Source organism: uncultured Tateyamaria sp., from assembly GCF_947487805.1.
Classification (GTDB): Bacteria; Pseudomonadota; Alphaproteobacteria; order Rhodobacterales; family Rhodobacteraceae; genus Tateyamaria.
On sequence record NZ_CANKXW010000002.1, the window covers coordinates 404642 to 422057 of the forward strand.

General features: G+C 62.5%; 15 protein-coding genes. 5 read left to right on the forward strand and 10 right to left on the reverse strand.

Annotated elements, in window-relative coordinates; all coding sequences use genetic code 11:
* Window positions 1-132: 132 nt before the first annotated feature.
* Together Q0949_RS07565 and Q0949_RS07570 are read right to left on the reverse strand one after the other, a co-directional pair.
* Window positions 133-1260, reverse strand: coding sequence for a DNA alkylation repair protein (locus Q0949_RS07565; RefSeq protein WP_299370174.1), 1128 nt, complete (start codon window positions 1258-1260; stop codon window positions 133-135).
* Window positions 1260-2039, reverse strand: coding sequence for an SDR family oxidoreductase (locus tag Q0949_RS07570; RefSeq protein ID WP_299370176.1), 780 nt, complete (start codon window positions 2037-2039; stop codon window positions 1260-1262). Before Q0949_RS07570 ends, Q0949_RS07565 begins: the two co-directional genes overlap by 1 nt.
* 138 nt (window positions 2040-2177) lie before the next feature.
* On the opposite strand from Q0949_RS07570, the gene Q0949_RS07575 reads away from it, so the two are divergent.
* A complete protein-coding gene (locus tag Q0949_RS07575) occupies window positions 2178-3179 on the forward strand; it encodes a Hint domain-containing protein (protein ID WP_299370178.1) in 1002 nt (333 codons plus the stop codon).
* A gap of 4 nt (window positions 3180-3183) precedes the next feature.
* On the opposite strand, the gene Q0949_RS07580 is transcribed toward Q0949_RS07575, so the two are convergent.
* Window positions 3184-3549, reverse strand: a complete 366-nt coding sequence (locus Q0949_RS07580) for a nuclear transport factor 2 family protein (RefSeq protein WP_299370180.1) — start codon at window positions 3547-3549, stop codon at window positions 3184-3186.
* A 128-nt stretch (window positions 3550-3677) separates the two neighbouring features.
* Between Q0949_RS07580 and Q0949_RS07585 the strand changes: the two genes are divergently transcribed.
* From Q0949_RS07585 to Q0949_RS07600, 4 genes are all read left to right on the forward strand, one after another.
* Window positions 3678-5288: a peptide chain release factor 3 gene (locus Q0949_RS07585; RefSeq protein WP_299370182.1), complete on the forward strand. Its 1611-nt coding sequence runs from the start codon at window positions 3678-3680 to the stop codon at window positions 5286-5288.
* A gap of 4 nt (window positions 5289-5292) precedes the next feature.
* Window positions 5293-6246, forward strand: coding sequence for a glycosyltransferase family 2 protein (locus tag Q0949_RS07590; RefSeq protein ID WP_299370184.1), 954 nt, complete (start codon window positions 5293-5295; stop codon window positions 6244-6246).
* Window positions 6247-6249: 3 nt separating this feature from the next.
* Window positions 6250-7185 (forward strand): glycosyltransferase family 2 protein, encoded by a 936-nt coding sequence (locus Q0949_RS07595; protein WP_299370186.1) that lies wholly within the window; start codon window positions 6250-6252, stop codon window positions 7183-7185.
* A 124-nt stretch (window positions 7186-7309) separates the two neighbouring features.
* Window positions 7310-8749 carry a DEAD/DEAH box helicase gene (locus Q0949_RS07600; protein WP_299370188.1) on the forward strand — a complete coding sequence of 480 codons (1440 nt, stop codon included), beginning with the start codon at window positions 7310-7312 and terminating at the stop codon, window positions 8747-8749.
* 74 nt (window positions 8750-8823) lie between these two features.
* Here the strand turns inward: Q0949_RS07600 and Q0949_RS07605 are convergent, their stop codons facing one another.
* The 7 genes from Q0949_RS07605 to nuoL are packed head-to-tail and all read right to left on the reverse strand — an operon-like array spanning window position 8824 to window position 17410.
* A complete protein-coding gene (locus tag Q0949_RS07605) occupies window positions 8824-10494 on the reverse strand; it encodes a ribonuclease J (RefSeq protein ID WP_299370190.1) in 1671 nt (556 codons plus the stop codon).
* A 4-nt stretch (window positions 10495-10498) separates the two neighbouring features.
* Window positions 10499-11272, reverse strand: a complete 774-nt coding sequence (locus Q0949_RS07610; RefSeq protein ID WP_299370192.1) for a type III pantothenate kinase — start codon at window positions 11270-11272, stop codon at window positions 10499-10501.
* A gap of 16 nt (window positions 11273-11288) precedes the next feature.
* Window positions 11289-12038, reverse strand: coding sequence for a biotin--[acetyl-CoA-carboxylase] ligase (locus tag Q0949_RS07615; RefSeq protein WP_299370194.1), 750 nt, complete (start codon window positions 12036-12038; stop codon window positions 11289-11291).
* Between the two features lie 23 nt (window positions 12039-12061).
* Window positions 12062-13498: an NADH-quinone oxidoreductase subunit NuoN gene (gene nuoN / locus Q0949_RS07620; RefSeq protein WP_299370196.1), complete on the reverse strand. Its 1437-nt coding sequence runs from the start codon at window positions 13496-13498 to the stop codon at window positions 12062-12064.
* Between the two features lie 47 nt (window positions 13499-13545).
* Complete coding sequence (locus tag Q0949_RS07625) at window positions 13546-15087, reverse strand: NADH-quinone oxidoreductase subunit M (RefSeq protein ID WP_299370198.1); 1542 nt, start codon at window positions 15085-15087, stop codon at window positions 13546-13548.
* Window positions 15087-15344 carry a hypothetical protein gene (locus Q0949_RS07630; protein WP_299370200.1) on the reverse strand — a complete coding sequence of 86 codons (258 nt, stop codon included), beginning with the start codon at window positions 15342-15344 and terminating at the stop codon, window positions 15087-15089. The genes Q0949_RS07625 and Q0949_RS07630 overlap by 1 nt, the downstream gene beginning before the upstream one ends.
* The gene (nuoL, locus tag Q0949_RS07635; RefSeq protein ID WP_299370202.1) at window positions 15344-17410 is read right to left on the reverse strand and encodes an NADH-quinone oxidoreductase subunit L; all 2067 of its coding nucleotides are present in this window, start codon (window positions 17408-17410) and stop codon (window positions 15344-15346) included. The genes Q0949_RS07630 and nuoL overlap by 1 nt, the downstream gene beginning before the upstream one ends.
* Window positions 17411-17416: the final 6 nt, after the last annotated feature.

Consider the following 17416-nt stretch of genomic DNA (forward strand, 5'->3'; position numbering starts at 1 on the left):
TTTCGCTGTGGTCGTGACCGCGACCTAGCAGCCCACCCCGCACCCGAACAGCCCACAAACAGTTTTGTGATCTGCTGTCAGGGTCGGTGGGCGGGCGCCTTTTGCGTCAGCAAAACAGACCCGCCCCCGACCTCACACAATATCAAACGACGTCTCCGCCCGGTCCACCCCGTTCACCTGCACCACCAGTCCATGGCGACCGGGATGCAATTCAAACGTGGTCGCATTCGCTTTCAGCTTGTGCAGCTTCTTCAGTACCAGCGGCTTGCCCGGCCCCACTTGCCCGACCTTCAGCTTGAACACTTTCTCGCCGCTGCGCCCGTTTGGCCGGGCAAACCGGATCCTGTAGTCCACCAGCACCGGCACCACCTCCGGTGCAGTCAATGTCACCTCGAACGACAGCGCTTCCCCCAATACCACTCGGGGCTGCGGCACCTCCAGCACCACTTCGACAGGTGCGTCTCCGCGATATCCCAGCATCTCCATCGCGCCCGGATGCCCGTCCTTGATCAGGGTCCTCAAAGCATGCCGGCGCATCCAGTCGCGCTCCTTCGGTGCTTGCGTGCCCAGGGCCTCCCACGCGGCCAAACGCGCCAGAACCGCGTCCGCGTTCGTCTTGGCCACGTCATTGAGATGGTTCGCCACCGATCGTGTCACGAACCGCGTGCCATCCGCCTGCAACCGATCCAGCAAGGGCAGGCTCTGCGCAAGCGACAGCGTCATCTTGCGCGCCCAGGGCAATTTCGGCCGTGTCCCCTCGCTCACCAACCGCCGCACGTGGTAATTCGAATCTCCCGCCCATTGATCCAGCCGCCCCAGCGTCTCCGCCGGCCACCGGTTCAGAAACGGGCGAATATAGAACTCCATCGAGAACCGCTGCGTCGCCGCATATAGCAGATCCAGCGCCCGTTCGCGGTGATCCTCCAGCCCGTGGCGCACCGCCAGAACGCCCGGCACCGCATGAATGAACCGCCCGAAATCATCATCGCGCAGGGACGGATCCAGAGGCGCGGGCATCGCTGCTTCGATCTGGTCCGCCATGACGGGAAAATCCCGCGCAAGATAGGGCTCCAGACAGTCCGCAAACCAATCCAAACAGTCCATCAACGACCGATCCGCCACCCCGGACAGGGCCGCACTGTGAAAAGCACGGGCATCAAACCCGGGGACCGCACGGGCGTATTCCTCCGCCAGATCGCCCAGGCTTTCCGCGTTAAACAGCTGATCCTTCAACGAAAATGTCGGTGCCGCCTTGGCCATCAGATCGTGGCCACCGTGGCCCCGCCATCCAGCAACAGGTTCTGACCGACAATGAACCCCGCATGCTGAGAACACAGGAAAGCGCAGGCCGCCCCGAACTCCTCGCGCGTGCCGTACCGCCCGGCGGGGATCGTGGCGGAACGGGCCGCGCGGGCCTCCTCCAACGTGATCCCCTGCGCCGCGACCACGCCGCCATCCAGCGCGTCGGCCCGGTCGGTTGCATGGATGCCTGGCAGCAGGTTGTTGATCGTCACCCCCTTGCCCGCCACCTGCCGCGACGTGCCCGCCACATAGCCAGTCAAACCCGCACGCGCGGAATTCGACAGACCCAGCACGGGGATCGGCGCCTTGACCGATTGCGAGGTGATGTTGACCACCCTGCCCCAGCCGCGTTCCATCATCCCCGGCACCAGCGCCTTGATCAGCGCAATGGGCGTCAGCATGTTGGCATCGAGTGCCGCAATGAAATCATCCCGGTCCCAATCGTGCCACATGCCGGGGGGCGGGCCGCCCGCGTTGTTGACCAGAATGTCCGCATCGCCCGCCGCCTCTATCAGGGCCGCCTGTCCGTCGGGCGTGGTGACATCCGCCGCTACCGTCGTCACGTCGACCCCGTAGGTGTCGCGCAAGCGGTCGGCCGCAGCCTCAAGCGCTTCCGGGCCCCTGCTGTTCATCACCAGATGCACTCCCGCCTCTGCCAACGCCTCCGCACAACCCAGCCCCAGCCCCTTTGACGACGCACAGACCACCGCCCGCTTGCCCGCAATTCCCAGATCCATGATGTCTCTCCCGTCCAGATATGTTCCAAGAGGTAACGGCCTGTTCACCAATGCGCCAGCAAAAGACCGAACCGTTGACCGATGCCCGCCACAATTCTAGGTTAGGTCGGTCTGCAACAAGGCAAGACATCAATACCCATGACACGGCCCGCCCATTCTCCACCGCAAAGCCTGCCTGTCTACAGGGCCGAGGCGTTCTGCGTGAGCCACGGCGCCAACCTTGGCGATGCACTGTCGGTCATGGACGACCTGATGCTTGACGATGTCTATATGCTGGACGGGTCCGCATTGACGCAGCCCCTGACCCTGCATGCGACCGATGCCAGCCACCTGACCGTGGCCGAAACCAGCAGGCTCGGCACACCCGGTGCCGCCATCCATCTCGATTGCGCGCTGACGCTGATGTCGCCCGACGGGCAGATCACCGACGCCATCGTGCTGGTCGAAGTCGACGGGATGGGCGACATCGCCGATATCTACCTGCTGCCGTTGGCCAGCCTTGCGCCGCGCACCGCCTATGCGCTGGTTGGCACCGATCAGGATAGCGCGCGCACCAAGTTCGCGCATCTCGCCTGCGCCCGCTTTACCCGCGGCACCCATATCACCCTGGCCTCCGGCGCGCAGACCCCGATCGAGGATCTGACCATCGGCGACCGCATCCTGACGCGCAATGACGGCGTGCAGGAAGTCCGCTGGATCGGGCAAAGCACCGTGCGTGCGGTGGGCGATTTTGCCCCCATCTGCATCCGCGCAGGCACCCTGAACAATGACCGCGACCTGATCGTGTCGCCGGACCACCGCCTGTTCATCTACCAACGCAAGGACCGCCTTGGCGCGGGCCGCTCCGAATTGCTGATCAAGGCACGCCACCTCGTGAACGGCGACAGCGTGGTGGTGCAGGACGGCGGCTTCGTCGACTATTTCGAACTGCTCTTTGACACGCATCAGATCATCTATGCCGAAGGGATCGCCGCGGAATCCATGCTGATCGACACCCGCACCAAACCCGTGGTGCCCGAAGAGTTGTCTGACCGCCTGACAGAGCACACGGACGCGGGCTTGTCTGGCCTTGACGTGACCGAAACCCTGCTTGACCGGCCCGACGCCGCAGAAATCCTGCGCCGGGCCAGTACGCGCTAAAGGCTCACGCCCCGTAAAAGAACTCTTCGCGCACGATCTTGCCGTCACCGACAGTATAGAGGGCGACCTCTTTCATGTCGCTGACCTCACCGGATTCCTTGTGCTTGGCCGTCATCTCGAAAATCACGGCAAAGCGGTCATCGCCATGCGGCATCGGGTCGGAAATCTGGCCGCCCATCACCTCGAACGTGGCATCCCACCAGGCATGTTTGCCCCGGATCGCTTCGATCCCCTGCGCTTCGCGGCCCATCCCGTTGTCCAGCGCCTCCACCGACACCGCGTCCGCAGCATAGAGCGCGTCAAGGTTCTCATGGGCGCGGTTCTCGCGGCAGCCTGCAACCAGTTCCTGTGCAATCTCGTTCAATGTCATGATACCCTCCTACGGTGTGACACGGACAGGTCTAAGCGGCACTGCTGACAGTTTTTGGCATGAGCCTCAGGCGTCGCGGAGATATGCCGCCGCTTGCCCCGCAACACTGGCCCCGCTATAGGGCGGGCATGCTGGACAATCGCCCCGAACTGCCCCCCGAAATCGCCCGTCGCCGCACCTTTGCGATCATTTCGCACCCGGATGCGGGCAAGACGACGCTGACCGAGAAATTCCTGCTCTTTGGCGGTGCCATCCAGATGGCCGGACAGGTGCGCGCCAAGGGCGAGGCGCGGCGCACGCGGTCGGATTTCATGGCCATGGAAAAGGACCGGGGCATTTCCGTGTCCGCCTCGGCCATGTCGTTCGATTTTACCAACAAATCCAACACGTTCCGCTTCAATCTTGTGGACACGCCCGGTCACTCGGACTTCTCCGAAGACACCTATCGCACGCTCACGGCGGTCGATGCGGCAATCATGGTGATTGATGGCGCGAAGGGTGTGGAAAGCCAGACGCAAAAACTCTTTGAGGTGTGCCGCCTGCGCGACCTGCCGATCCTGACCTTCTGTAACAAGATGGACCGCGAAAGCCGCGACGTCTTTGAGATCATTGACGAAATTCAGGAAAACCTGGCCATTGACGTGACCCCGGCCAGCTGGCCCATCGGGGTGGGTCGGGATTTCATCGGCTGCTACGACATCCTGCGCGACCGCCTTGAGCTGATGGACCGCGCCGACCGCAACAAGGTCGCTGAAAGCATCGAGATCAATGGGCTGGACGATCCAAAACTGGCCGAACACGTGCCCGAAGATCAGTTGAACCAACTGCGCGAAGAGCTTGAAATGGCGCGGGAATTACTGCCTCCGCTCGACCCTGAGGCGATGCTGCAAGGCACGCTGACGCCCATCTGGTTCGGCTCTGCCATCAACTCCTTCGGGGTCAAGGAGCTGATGGACGGCATCGCCACCTACGGCCCGCAGCCGCAAATCCAAAGCGCGGAGCCAAGGCAGATTTTACCAGAAGAAACAAAGGTTTCCGGCTTTGTCTTCAAAGTTCAGGCGAACATGGATCCCAAGCACCGCGACCGCGTTGCTTTCCTGCGGATGGCGTCGGGGCATTTCAAACGCGGCATGAAGCTGACCCATGTGCGGTCCAAGAAACCGATGGCGATCAGCAATCCGGTGATGTTCCTCGCCTCTGACCGCGAACTGGCCGAAGAGGCCTGGGCCGGCGACATCATCGGCATCCCCAACCACGGCCAGTTGCGCATCGGCGATACGCTGACCGAAGGCGAAGCGCTGCGCGTCACCGGCATCCCCTCCTTTGCCCCCGAACTGCTGCAAGGCGTGCGCGCGGGCGACCCGATGAAGGCCAAGCACCTCGAGAAGGCGCTGATGCAATTCGCCGAGGAAGGGGCCGCCAAGGTATTCAAACCCTCCATCGGATCGGGCTTTATCGTGGGTGTCGTGGGCGCCTTGCAATTCGAAGTGCTGGCCAGCCGGATCGAGCTGGAGTACGGGCTGCCCGTGCGGTTCGAACAATCGCAGTTCACCTCGGCCCGATGGGTGAGCGGCGACAAACAAGCCGTTGATAAGTTTACCGAAAGCAACAAACAACACATCGCGCATGACCACGATGGCGACATCGTTTACCTGACGCGTCTGCAATGGGATATCGACCGCGTTGGCCGCGATTACCCGGACGTGACGCTGACCGCGACCAAGGAAATGATGGTCTGACGGGATGGCCGATCCGCTGATCGTCCCCGTGCCGCAGCCGGTCGAAACCAGACCGGACCACCTGCGTTGGGGCATCGTGTCGACGGTCAAGGCGCCCCTGCGCAAGGTGGCCGAGTTCATCGCCCATCACCTCGATCTGGGCGCGCACCGCATCCATATCCATCTGGACGTGCCGGACTTGGCCCTCGCCGAACGGCTGGCACATCCCAAGGTCCGGTTCACCCAATGCGACGACGCCTATTGGCAGGGCAAACCCAACCGCGCCCGCGAAACGCACCAGATGCGGCAGGCGTTCAACGCCACGCGGGTCTACCGGATCATTGCGCTCGACTGGCTGGCTCATATCGACGTGGACGAGCTGCTGTTGCCGCCCGCCCCCATGACCGACCTGCTGGCCGCCGTCGATCCGCAGGCCAGCCACGTCTCGGTGGACCCGTGCGAGATGCTGGACGACTGGGGCGCAACGCGGCATTTCAAGCGCCCCGTCGGCGGGGCCACGAAACGCCGCGTCTATCCCACATTCGGCGAACACGTTCCGGGCGGGTTCATCAGCACGCTCAGCCCCAAGGTGATCGCGCGTCGCGGGCTGGAAGACATCCGGTTCGGCATCCATGCCCTGCGCCTGCGCGGCAAGATCGTGCGCGGCGGCACGACCATACCCCGCCTCGACCTGGGCCACGCCCACGCGCCGGATTTCGAGACATTTCAGCGGCATCTGGCCTATCGCCTCACCAAGGGCAGCTACCATGACCGCAAGGGGCACCTGAACCCGCTGGGCCACCTGATCCGCGCGCTGATGGATGATCCGGACGCGGACGCGCTGCGCCGGTTTCATGCGGAAATGTGCGGGGCCACGCCGGAACGGCTTGACCTGATGGCCGCCCATGGCATGCTGGTGTCGGCCCGCCTCGACCTTGATGCCAAGGTCGCGCGGTTCTTTGGCAAGCTGGAGCATTGAACCGTGACAACATGGGGCCTGACCGCCACGATCCTGGCACCCACACCCGACATCCTGCGCTTTGCCGCCTATCACCTCGATCAGGGCGCGCACCGGCTCTACCTCTATCTCGATGCGGACACGCCGGATGCCTATGCCGCGCTCAAGGCCCATCCCAAGGTGCGGGTGCAAACCTGTGACGCGGCGCACTGGAAGCGTCTGATGGGCCGCCGCCCGGACAAGCATCAGGCCCGCCAGACCCTGAACGCCACCCACGCCTATGCCCGCAAGTCCGAAGTTGACTGGCTGATCCACATGGATGTGGACGAATTCCTGGTGCCAGAGGACAACGTGGCCGCGGCCCTGTCCTCTGTCCCCGCCACCACAACTTCCGCCCGCGTCCGACCCATGGAACAGCTGGGCGGCGCGTCAGATGCCTTCAAGGCGTTCATCCCCTCGGACGGCAGCAGACAGGCCAGGGTCGCGGCGCTCTATCCAACCTTTGGCAAACACCTCAAAGGCGGGTTCGTCAGCCATGTGGCGGGCAAGCTGTTCGTGCGCACCGGCCTTGATGACATCACAGTCAAGATCCACAACGCCTTTCAGGGGGATCAGATGCTGGCGGGTGCGGCGGAACCGGGCGACCTGTCGCTCGCCCATTGTCACGCCAAAACTTGGGACGCGTGGCGCGCGGCCTATGGCTACAGGCTCGACAAGGGGTCCTACCGCTCCGAGCTTAAACCCGCGACCGGACCGGACAAGGGCGGCATGACCCTGCACGACCTCTTTCAGTGGCTTGAGGCAGAACAGGGCGAGGCCGGCTTGCGTGCCTTCTATGACGAAGTGATCGGCGACAGCCCGGACATGCGCGCCCGCCTGTCCGCGCAGGGCCTCTTGCGCCGGGTCGATCTGGACCTTGATGCGCCTTTGAGGCGACACTTCCCCGACGCAGCGGTTTGACGCCAACCGGCACCTTTGCTATGGACGCGCAGCATGTCGGGGCCACGCGCCTCCACTTGGGCCGTGCGGGCCGACATCACCAGATGCCGCGGGCCAAGTCAGTGTCCGCAACTTACGGACATACATGACAAAATTTTCTGATCTGAACCTGAATTCCAAGGTCCTCAAAGCCATCGAAGAAGCGGGTTACGAGAGCCCGACACCCATTCAGGCGGGCGCGATTCCCCCGGCCCTCGAAGGGCGGGACGTTCTGGGCATTGCCCAGACCGGCACCGGCAAGACGGCGAGCTTTACCCTGCCCCTTATCACCCAACTGGCCCGAGGCCGCGCACGCGCCCGTATGCCGCGCAGTCTGGTCTTGTGCCCGACACGCGAACTGGCCGCACAGGTGGCGGAAAACTTTGACACCTATGCAAAGTACGTCAAGCTGAGCAAAGCGCTGCTGATCGGCGGTGTCTCGTTCAAGGAACAAGACATCCTGATCGACAAGGGCGTTGACGTCCTGATCGCGACACCGGGCCGTTTGCTGGACCATTTCGAACGCGGCAAGCTGATCCTGAACGACGTCAAGGTCATGGTCGTGGACGAAGCGGACCGGATGCTGGACATGGGGTTCATCCCCGACATCGAGCGCATCTTTGGCCTGACGCCATTCACCCGCCAGACGCTGTTCTTCTCCGCCACGATGGCGCCCGAGATCGAGCGGATCACGAACACTTTCCTGTCCAACCCCGAACGCGTCGAAGTGGCCCGGCAGGCCACCGCATCCGAGACGATCGAACAGGGGGTCGTGATGTTCAAAGGCTCACGCAAGGACCGCGAGGCGTCGGAAAAGCGCAAGGTGCTGCGGATGCTGATCGATGCCGAGGGCGAGAAATGCACCAACGCCATCATCTTCTGCAACCGCAAGACGGATGTGGATATTGTCGCCAAGTCCTTGAAAAAGTACAAATATGACGCAGCCCCGATCCATGGCGATCTGGACCAGTCGCAGCGCACGCGCACCCTCGACGGGTTCCGCAACGGTGAATTGCGCTTTCTCGTCGCCTCTGACGTGGCCGCGCGCGGGCTTGATGTACCGTCGGTCAGCCACGTGTTCAACTTTGACGTCCCCGGCCATGCCGAGGACTATGTGCACCGGATCGGACGCACGGGCCGAGCGGGCCGTGATGGCAAGGCGATGATGATCTGCGTGCCGCGCGACGAAAAGAACTTCGACGCCATTGAAAAGCTGATCCAGAAAGAGATCCCGCGCATCGCCAACCCGCTGGCCAAACCGGCGAAGGCGACCGAGACGGAAGAGGCCCCCAAGCCCAAGACGTCGCGCGCCAGCTCCAAGACGGCCGAGGCCGCGCAAGCGCCCGCGGAAACCCCGGTAGAGGATGCACCGGCAAAGGCGCCTGCCAGCAAGTCGACCTCCACAAAGTCGTCGTCCAGCCGGTCCTCCTCCAGCCGCAGCCGCAGCTCCAGCAGTCGCGATGACCGTGGCAACAAGGTCGTGGGCCTCGGCGATCACACGCCCAGCTTTATCGAGCTCAGCTTTGAGCAGCGCCGCGCGAGCTGACGTACCACCCATATGAACGACAAAAAGGCGGGCCATCACGGCCCGCCTTTTTTCATCTCCGCCCTTGCGCAGGCTCAGTGCATGCGACTGATCACGACCGTCACTTCGGGTTTCTTGCCGATCTCGTCCTGACCTGTCTTGCGCACGATCCGGCGCAGCGCTTCGGTCAACGGATCGTCGTCGCGCAGCGTCTTGGCATCGGCCCGGCCCAGGAACTGGCTCAGGTCATGTTCCATCACCTCAACGAGCGCTGCCTTGGACCGGCCCGTTTCCGGCAGGCCCATTGTCTCGCACCACGGCTCGCCCAGCGGCTCGTCTTCCTCGTCGAGGATCAGCGTCACCAGCACATGCCCGTTCAGGGCCATGCGAATCCGGTCCCGCACCACACCATCCAGCGCGCCGATCTGCACCGACCCGTCCAGATAGGTGCGCCCGGTCTCGATATACTCGGCCACGCGCGGCGCATTGCCGCTGAGGTCGATCATCATGCCATTGACGGCCAGAACGCCGCGACGCCCCTTGCCCTCGGCCAGCTTGACGTGTTCACGCAGATGGCGGTGTTCGCCGTGCATCGGCACCACGATCTGCGGGTTCACGATGTCCTGCAACCGCGCCAGATCCGGCCCGTTCGCATGGCCTGAAACGTGATAGAGGCCGGACGAATCGTCTACCACATCCACGCCCTTTTCCGACAGCTGGTTCATGATACGGATCACGCCGCGTTCATTGCCGGGGATGGTCTTGGACGAGAACAGGAACAGATCGCCCTCTTTCAACTCCAACCCCATATACTTGCCATTGGCCAGCTGCGCCGACGCCGCGCGCCGCTCGCCCTGCGATCCCGTCACCAGCAGCATCAGGTTCTCACGCGGGATATTGCGCGCATCCTCTGGGCTGACCACGGTGGGGAAGTCTTTGAGCACGCCCGTCTCGATCGACGCCTCGATCATGCGCCGCATCGCACGGCCCAACAGGACGATCGACCGCCCCGCCCGCGCGCCCGCCTCGGCCAGCGTTTTGACACGCGCCACGTTGGACGCAAAGGTCGTGGCAACCACGATGCCATCCGTATGACCGCGCACCAGCTTTTCGATCTCGGGGCCAACCGTTTCTTCGGACCGGCCGGGATTGGGCGAAAAGATGTTGGTGCTGTCGCAGACAAAGGCTTTGACCCCGTCCTTGCTCACCTCGGCCCAGAGGTCCGGATCAAACGGCTCGCCCACCACCGGTGTCTCGTCCAGCTTGAAATCGCCTGAATGGATCACGCGGCCGTCGGGGCTGTCGATGATCAGCGCCGCACTTTCCGGGATGGAATGCGACATCGGCAGGAAACCCACCTGAAACGGCCCCGCCTGCACCTGATCGGGCCAGCCCGAAACGATCTGCACCGCCTCTTCGTCGTGGCCATGTTCGCCCATCTTGCGACGCGCGATATTGCCGGTAAAGGGGCGCGCATAGATCGGCGCGCGCAGCTGTTCATAGGTGTGGGCGACGGCGCCTACATGGTCTTCGTGGGCGTGGGTGATGAAAATCCCCTCGATCCGGTCGCGGCGTTCCGCCAGCCAGGCGATGTCCGGCAGGATCAAGTCCACACCGGGGCTGCCATCCATATCGGGAAAGGTCACGCCAAGGTCGACCACGATCAGGCGTTCCTGATCGGGTTTGCCATAGCCATAGACATAGGCGTTCATGCCAATTTCACCCGCCCCCCCAAGGGGCAGGTAGATCAAACGTTCACTGCTCATGAGTTCAGTTATTTTCCTTGTTGTAGCGATGGATGACCGTCAGGCCATGCATCGTCAAATCGTCCTGGAATGCGTCAAAGAGGGTCTCGGTCTGTTGAAACAGCGGGGCCAGGCCCCCGGTCGAGATCACGCGCATGTCACGGGCGCGCTCCGCTTTAATTCGGGCACATATCTCACGCACCAGTCCGACGTAACCCCAAAAGACGCCGGATTGCATGCAGGCCACGGTATTGGTGCCGATCACGGCCTGCGGCTTGGTGATATCGACATGCGGCAGGGCGGCGGCGGCATTGTGCAGCGCCTCAAGGCTGAGGTTCACGCCGGGTGCGATCACACCGCCGATATAGGCCCCGTCGCTGTCCACCACGTCAAAGGTCGTGGCCGTGCCGAAATCCACCATGATCAGGTCACCGCCATAAAGGTCATAGCCCGCCACGGTGTTGACCAGACGGTCCGGCCCCACTTGGGTGCCTTCGTCCACCCGCACGCCCACAGGCAGCAGGCAGTCGGGCTTGCCCACCACGATGGGCCGCGTGTTGAAATAGCGATCCGCCAGAACCCGCAGGTTGAACACGACGCGCGGCACGGTGGACGAGATGATCATATCGGTGATCTCGACGTCGATGTTCTGGAACTTCATCAACGTGGACAGCCAGACATAGTACTGGTCCGCCGTGCGCTGCCACTCGGTCGAGGTGCGCCAGGTGCCGATGAACGCCTCTCCATCCCAGATGGAAAACACGGTGTTGGTGTTGCCGCAGTCAATCGCCAAGAGCATCGCGCGCTCTCCTCTGTCAGAAATAGACGTCGCCCGCCGGGATGGTGACCCGGCCCTTGGCGGTCTCTAGAACAAGTTGCCCGTCGCCGTCCACATCCGCGAACGTGCCCTGAAAGGTGTCGCGGGTGGTGCGGGCGGTGATAGCCTCGCCCAGACGCGCGGCACGGGCCAGCCACGCGGTGCGGATCGGGGCAAAGCCAAAGGTGCGGAATTGGTCCTCGTGCCGGGCATAGGCCTGCGCCAGCAGGTCCAGGAATGCCTCCGGGCCAACCCGCGTGCCAAGTTCCACGGCCAGTGCCACGGGGGCCAGCGCACCGGGTTCAACCGCATCCGCGCCGGGGGCTGCGGCAAGGTTCACACCGACACCGATGGCCAGATGCGTAATCTGTGCGCCACTGCCGATGGTTTCCAGCAGGATGCCCGCCATCTTGCCGCGGCGCAGCAGCACGTCATTGGGCCATTTCAGCGCAAATGCGTCCGCGCGCCCCGTCGCCGCCACGCAGGCATCGAATAGCGCCAGTGACATCACAAAGGACCGCAAGGCCGCCTGCCCCGGTGCCTCGCTCAGAGGCAGAACCAGCGTGGCCGCGAAATTGCCCGACGGCATCGCCCAGGCCCGCCCGCGCCGTCCGCGGGCTGCTGTCTGTTCATGGGCGAGGATCCAGGTGGGCGCACCGAGGTCGGGGGCAATGCGCGCGGCCTCCGAAAGGGTCGAATCGACCCGCGCCAGCACGTGCCGCCCATAGCCTTCGGGCCACCCGGTCACGACAACGGATCCGTCACGCGGCCCTAGTTGACCAGCGCTGCCGCCGCTGCGGCTGCGGCCCCTTCGACACCCAGCATATTGATGATGCCCACCACCATGATCAGCGCCGAGGCCATCAGCATGACATAAAGAACCGGGGATCGGCCGCCGTTCAGGCGTTCCTCATCCGCGTCGCCGAAATACATGAAAAAGACGATGCGCAGGTAGTAATAGGCCCCGATCACCGACGCGATCACGCCCGCCACGGCCAGCCACGCCAGACCACCCTCATAGGCGGCGCGCAAAACATAAAGCTTGCCGAAGAAGCCCAGCATCGGCGGCACACCCGCCAGGCTGAACAGCAGCACCAGCATCGCCAACGCCTTGCCCGGCTCGCGCTTGGCATACATGTTCAGCGACGCGATATCGACAACCGGCTGGCCGTCTTTCTCCATCATCAGGATAAAGGCAAAGGTGCCGATGTTCATGGTCACGTAGATCGCCATATAGACCAGCATCGCCTGAACGCCCAGCACGGTGCCGGCGGCCAGCCCCATCAGGGCATAGCCCATGTGGGCGATCGACGAGAACGCCATCAGACGTTTGATATTAGTCTGCCCGATCGCGGCAAAGGCGCCAAGGAACATCGACAGCACCGACAGCATCGCCATGATCTGCTGCCAATCGGCCACCGCACCGCCAAAGGCGTCATGCATCACCCGCGCAAACAGCGCCATGGCCGCAATCTTGGGGGCCGTTGCAAAGAACGCGGTTACCGGGGTGGGTGAACCTTCGTAGACGTCGGGCGTCCACATGTGGAACGGCACCGCCGACACCTTGAACGCAAAACCCGCCATCAGGAACACGAGGCCAAAGAGCAGACCCAGCGACACGCCCTCTTCGGCGACCTGCACGATGCCGGAAAACAGCGTGGTCCCGGCATAGCCATAGACCAGCGACGCCCCATAAAGCAGCAGGCCGGACGACAAAGCGCCCAGCACGAAATACTTCAGGCCCGCCTCGGTCGACTTCACCGACTCCCGGCGCAGCGACGCCACCACGTAAAGCGCCAGCGATTGCAGCTCGAGCCCCATATACAGCGCCATCAGATCGCCTGCCGACACCATCATCATCATGCCGACCACCGCCAGCACTACCAGCATCGGGTACTCAAAACGCAACAGCCCACGGCTTGTCATGTACCCTTCGCTCATCAACAGCACCGCCGCCGCCGACAGCAGTATCGTCACCTTGGCAAAGCGTGCAAATGCGTCCTCGATGAACATGCCGTTAAAGGCGACATTCGTGCCCTCTCCGGTGAACCCGATCCACGCGCCCACGGCGATGAACACCGCCGCCGTCGCCCACAGCAGGGCCGAAGCCATGCCGTCCTTGGTGGTATAGACCGCAACCACAAGACCCAGCATGGCAAACACAGCCAGCAGGATTTCGGGCAGGATGATGGTCAGATCAGCAGACATGAGTACAGTCCTCAAGAAACAGAGTGGTCGGACATTGATGCATGTCCTTAGTTCCCGGCGAACTGGGTTGCGGCCTCTGCCGCGGCCAGCGCCGTGTCGTATTGGGTCACAAGGGCGGCCACTGAGGGCCCAATGATGTCAAGGATCAGCGCGGGATAGACACCCAGCAGGATCGTCATCACCACCAGCGGCGCAAAGATCGCGCGCTCGCGGCGGCTCATGTCCGTGATGGATTTCAGGCTTTCCTTGATAAGATCACCCATCACCACCCGACGATAGAGCCACAGCGCATAGGCGGCAGAGAAGATCACACCGGACGTCGCCACCAGCGCCACCCAGGTGTTGACCTGGAACACCGCCATCAGCGTCAGGAATTCACCCACGAACCCGGAGGTGCCCGGCAGGCCGACATTGGCCATGGTGAACAGCATGAACACCAGCGCATAGGCCGGCATCCGGTTCACCAGACCGCCATAGGCGTCGATATCGCGCGTGTGCATCCGGTCATAGATCACGCCGACACACAGGAACAGCGCGCCCGAGATAAAGCCGTGTGACAGCATCTGGAAAATCGCGCCGTCAATACCCTGCTGGTTCGCTGCAAAGATACCCATCGTCACGAACCCCATGTGCGCGACGGACGAATAGGCGATCAGCTTCTTCATGTCTTCCTGCACCAGGGCGACCAGCGACGTATAGACAATCGCAATTGCCGACATCCACAGAACCAACGGCGCCATCACGTCCGACCCGACCGGGAACATGCCGATGGAGAACCGGATGAATCCATAGCCACCCAGCTTCAGCAGGATCGCGGCCAGAACGACGGACCCCGCCGTGGGCGCCTGCACGTGCGCATCCGGCAGCCAGGTATGCACCGGCCACATCGGCATCTTGACGGCAAAGCTGGCAAAGAAGGCAAGGAACAGCAGCGTCTGCATGCCGCCCACCAGTTGAATGCCCAGCAGGCTGAACGCCTCGGTGCCGAATTGGTGGTTCAGCAGCGCCTCGATATCCGTGGTGCCCGCATCGGCATACATGCCTACCATCGCCACCAGCATCAGGACCGACCCGAGGAAGGTATAGAGGAAGAACTTGAACGACGCATAGATGCGGTTCGCCCCGCCCCAGATGCCGATGATCAGGAACATCGGGATCAGACCGGCCTCAAAGAACAGGTAAAACAGCACCAGATCCAGCGCCATGAACACGCCCAGCATGAGCGTCTCCAACAGGAGGAAGGCGATCATGTATTCCTTGACCCTGTCCGTGACCGACCAGGATGCGGCAATGACCAGCGGCATGATGAATGTCGTCAGCATCACGAACAGGACGCTGATGCCGTCGACCCCCATCTTGTAGGTCAGGCCCATGATCCATGTGCCTTCTTCCACGAACTGGAACCCGGTGTCGTTGGGATCGAATTCGAACAGGATGAAAAGCGACGCGATGAACGTGATGCCCGTCGTGGCCAGCGCCACCCACTTGGCATTGCGCTGCGCGGCCTCGTCTTCGCCCCGCAGGAACACGGCAAGGATCAGCGCCGCAAGGGCGGGCATGAAGGTGACGATGGAAAGAAGGTTGTCCATTAGAACAATCCCCCGAAAATGTTGGAGAAGAACGCGATGATCAGCACCATTGGCAACACCACGATGAGAATGGCAGCAAAGAGCGACAGGTAGGTCAGCGTGCCGACAAAAAGCCCGGCCCCCGCGATGACAAGCGCCGACCGCGCCAGCCCCCGCTGCCACCACTGCGGCGCGCTCAGGAAGAACGCGGCGACGGCCATCAACACGATGCAGCCTGTGACCATCGCCCAGAATTCAAACGGAAGGGCCTGCAACATTACTGCGCGCCCCCGCTCAGCGTCATCCACGTGATCAGAACCGCGATCCCGATCACCATGGCAAAGGCATAGGTAAAGATGTAACCCGACTGCGCCCGGCCCGCGAGGCGGGTGATGAAGGGCACGATGCCCATGGACACACCGTTGATGGTGCCGTCAATCACATCCCCGTCGCCGCGCTTCCACAACTGTCTGCCGATCCACAGCGCGGGCTGGATAAAGATGAAGTTGTAAAGCTCGTCGAAATACCACTTGTTCTTGAGGAACAGGTACAGCGGGCGCTGGTTCTCTGCCAGTCGCGCAGGCAGGCTCGGGTTCTTGATATAAAACCAGAAGGCCACGATGAACCCCAGCAGCATCGCCACGAAGGGCGACAGCTTGACCCATGTGGGCACGTAATGCGCCTCGTGCAGCACGGTGTTTCCGGGGGCCATGTAAATGCCTGCCTCACCCGGCGCGCTCTCCATCACGTATTTCAGCTCGGAGGCTTTCGGGCTGCGCTCGGCCACGGCCTTTTTGATCTCTTCCGCCGGGGCCGTGTACTCCCCGCCAAAGAACTTGACCACCTCGTTCGGCTTGCCAAAGAACGACCCGTACCAGATCGCACCCGCAAACATCGCGCCAAGGCTCAGCACACCCAGCGGGATCAACATGACCATCGGGCTTTCATGGGCGTGATCATGCGTGTGCTTGTCGCCCCGCGCCTCACCATAGAAGGTCAGGAACATCAGGCGCCATGAATAGAACGACGTGAACAGCGCCGCGATCACCAAGAGCCAGAAGGCAAAGGTAGACCCGATATAAGCGCTTTCGATCACCGCATCCTTGGACGCGAACCCGGCAAAGCCGATCCACCCCGTCAGCGGGATACCGACACCCGTGATGGCCAGCGTGCCGATCATCATGGCCCAGAACGTATAGGGGATCTTTTTGCGCAGACCGCCATAGTTGGTCATGTCCTGCTCATGGTGCATCGCATGGATCACCGACCCGGCACCAAGGAACAGCATCGCCTTGAAAAACGCGTGCGTGAACAGGTGGAACATCGCCACCGAATAGACGCCGACGCCGGCGGCCACGAACATATAGCCCAGCTGCGAGCAGGTCGAATAGGCGATCACGCGCTTGATGTCCGTCTGCACCAGACCCACGGTCGCGGCAAAGAACGCGGTCAGCGCACCCAGCACGGTGACAAACGCCATCGCCTCGGGCGCGAATTCCATCAACGGCGACATGCGGCAGACAAGGAACACGCCTGCCGTCACCATGGTCGCCGCGTGGATCAGCGCCGACACAGGCGTCGGCCCCTCCATCGCGTCCGGCAGCCACGTGTGCAGGAACAGCTGCGCCGACTTGCCCATCGCCCCGATGAACAGCAGGAACGCAATCAGGTTCGCCGCATTCCAGTCCGTCCACAGGAATGTCAGCTGCGTCTGCGCAATCTCGGGCGCTGCCGCAAACACATCGTCGAAATTGATGCTGTCTGTGAGGAAGAACAGGCCAAAGATCCCCAGCGCAAAGCCGAAATCCCCCACCCGGTTCACCACAAACGCCTTGATCGCGGCGGCATTGGCCGACGGCTTGCGATAATAAAACCCGATCAACAGGTAGGACGCGACGCCCACGCCTTCCCAGCCAAAGAACATCTGCACAAGGTTGTCCGCCGTCACCAGCATCAACATCGCAAAGGTAAAGAACGACAGATAGGCAAAGAAGCGCGGCTTGTAGCTTTCGCCTTCGCGCCACTGCGGGTCATCGGCCATGTAGCCAAAGGAATAAAGGTGCACGAGGCTCGACACCGTGGTGATCACGATCAGCATGATTGCGGTCAGCCGGTCCAGCCGGATCGCCCAATCGGTGCTCAGAGAGCCGCTCTCGATCCAGCGCAGGATCTGGATCTGCTCGGTCGTGCCGTCAAAAGTCAGGAACACAACCCAGGACAGGATCGCCGACAGGAACAGCAGACCCGTGGCAATCCACATGGCCGCCATCTCGCCAAAGATGCGCCAGCCAAAGCCACAAAGCAGCGCGCCAACCAGCGGGGCAAAGAGGATGATGGTTTCCATAAGTCT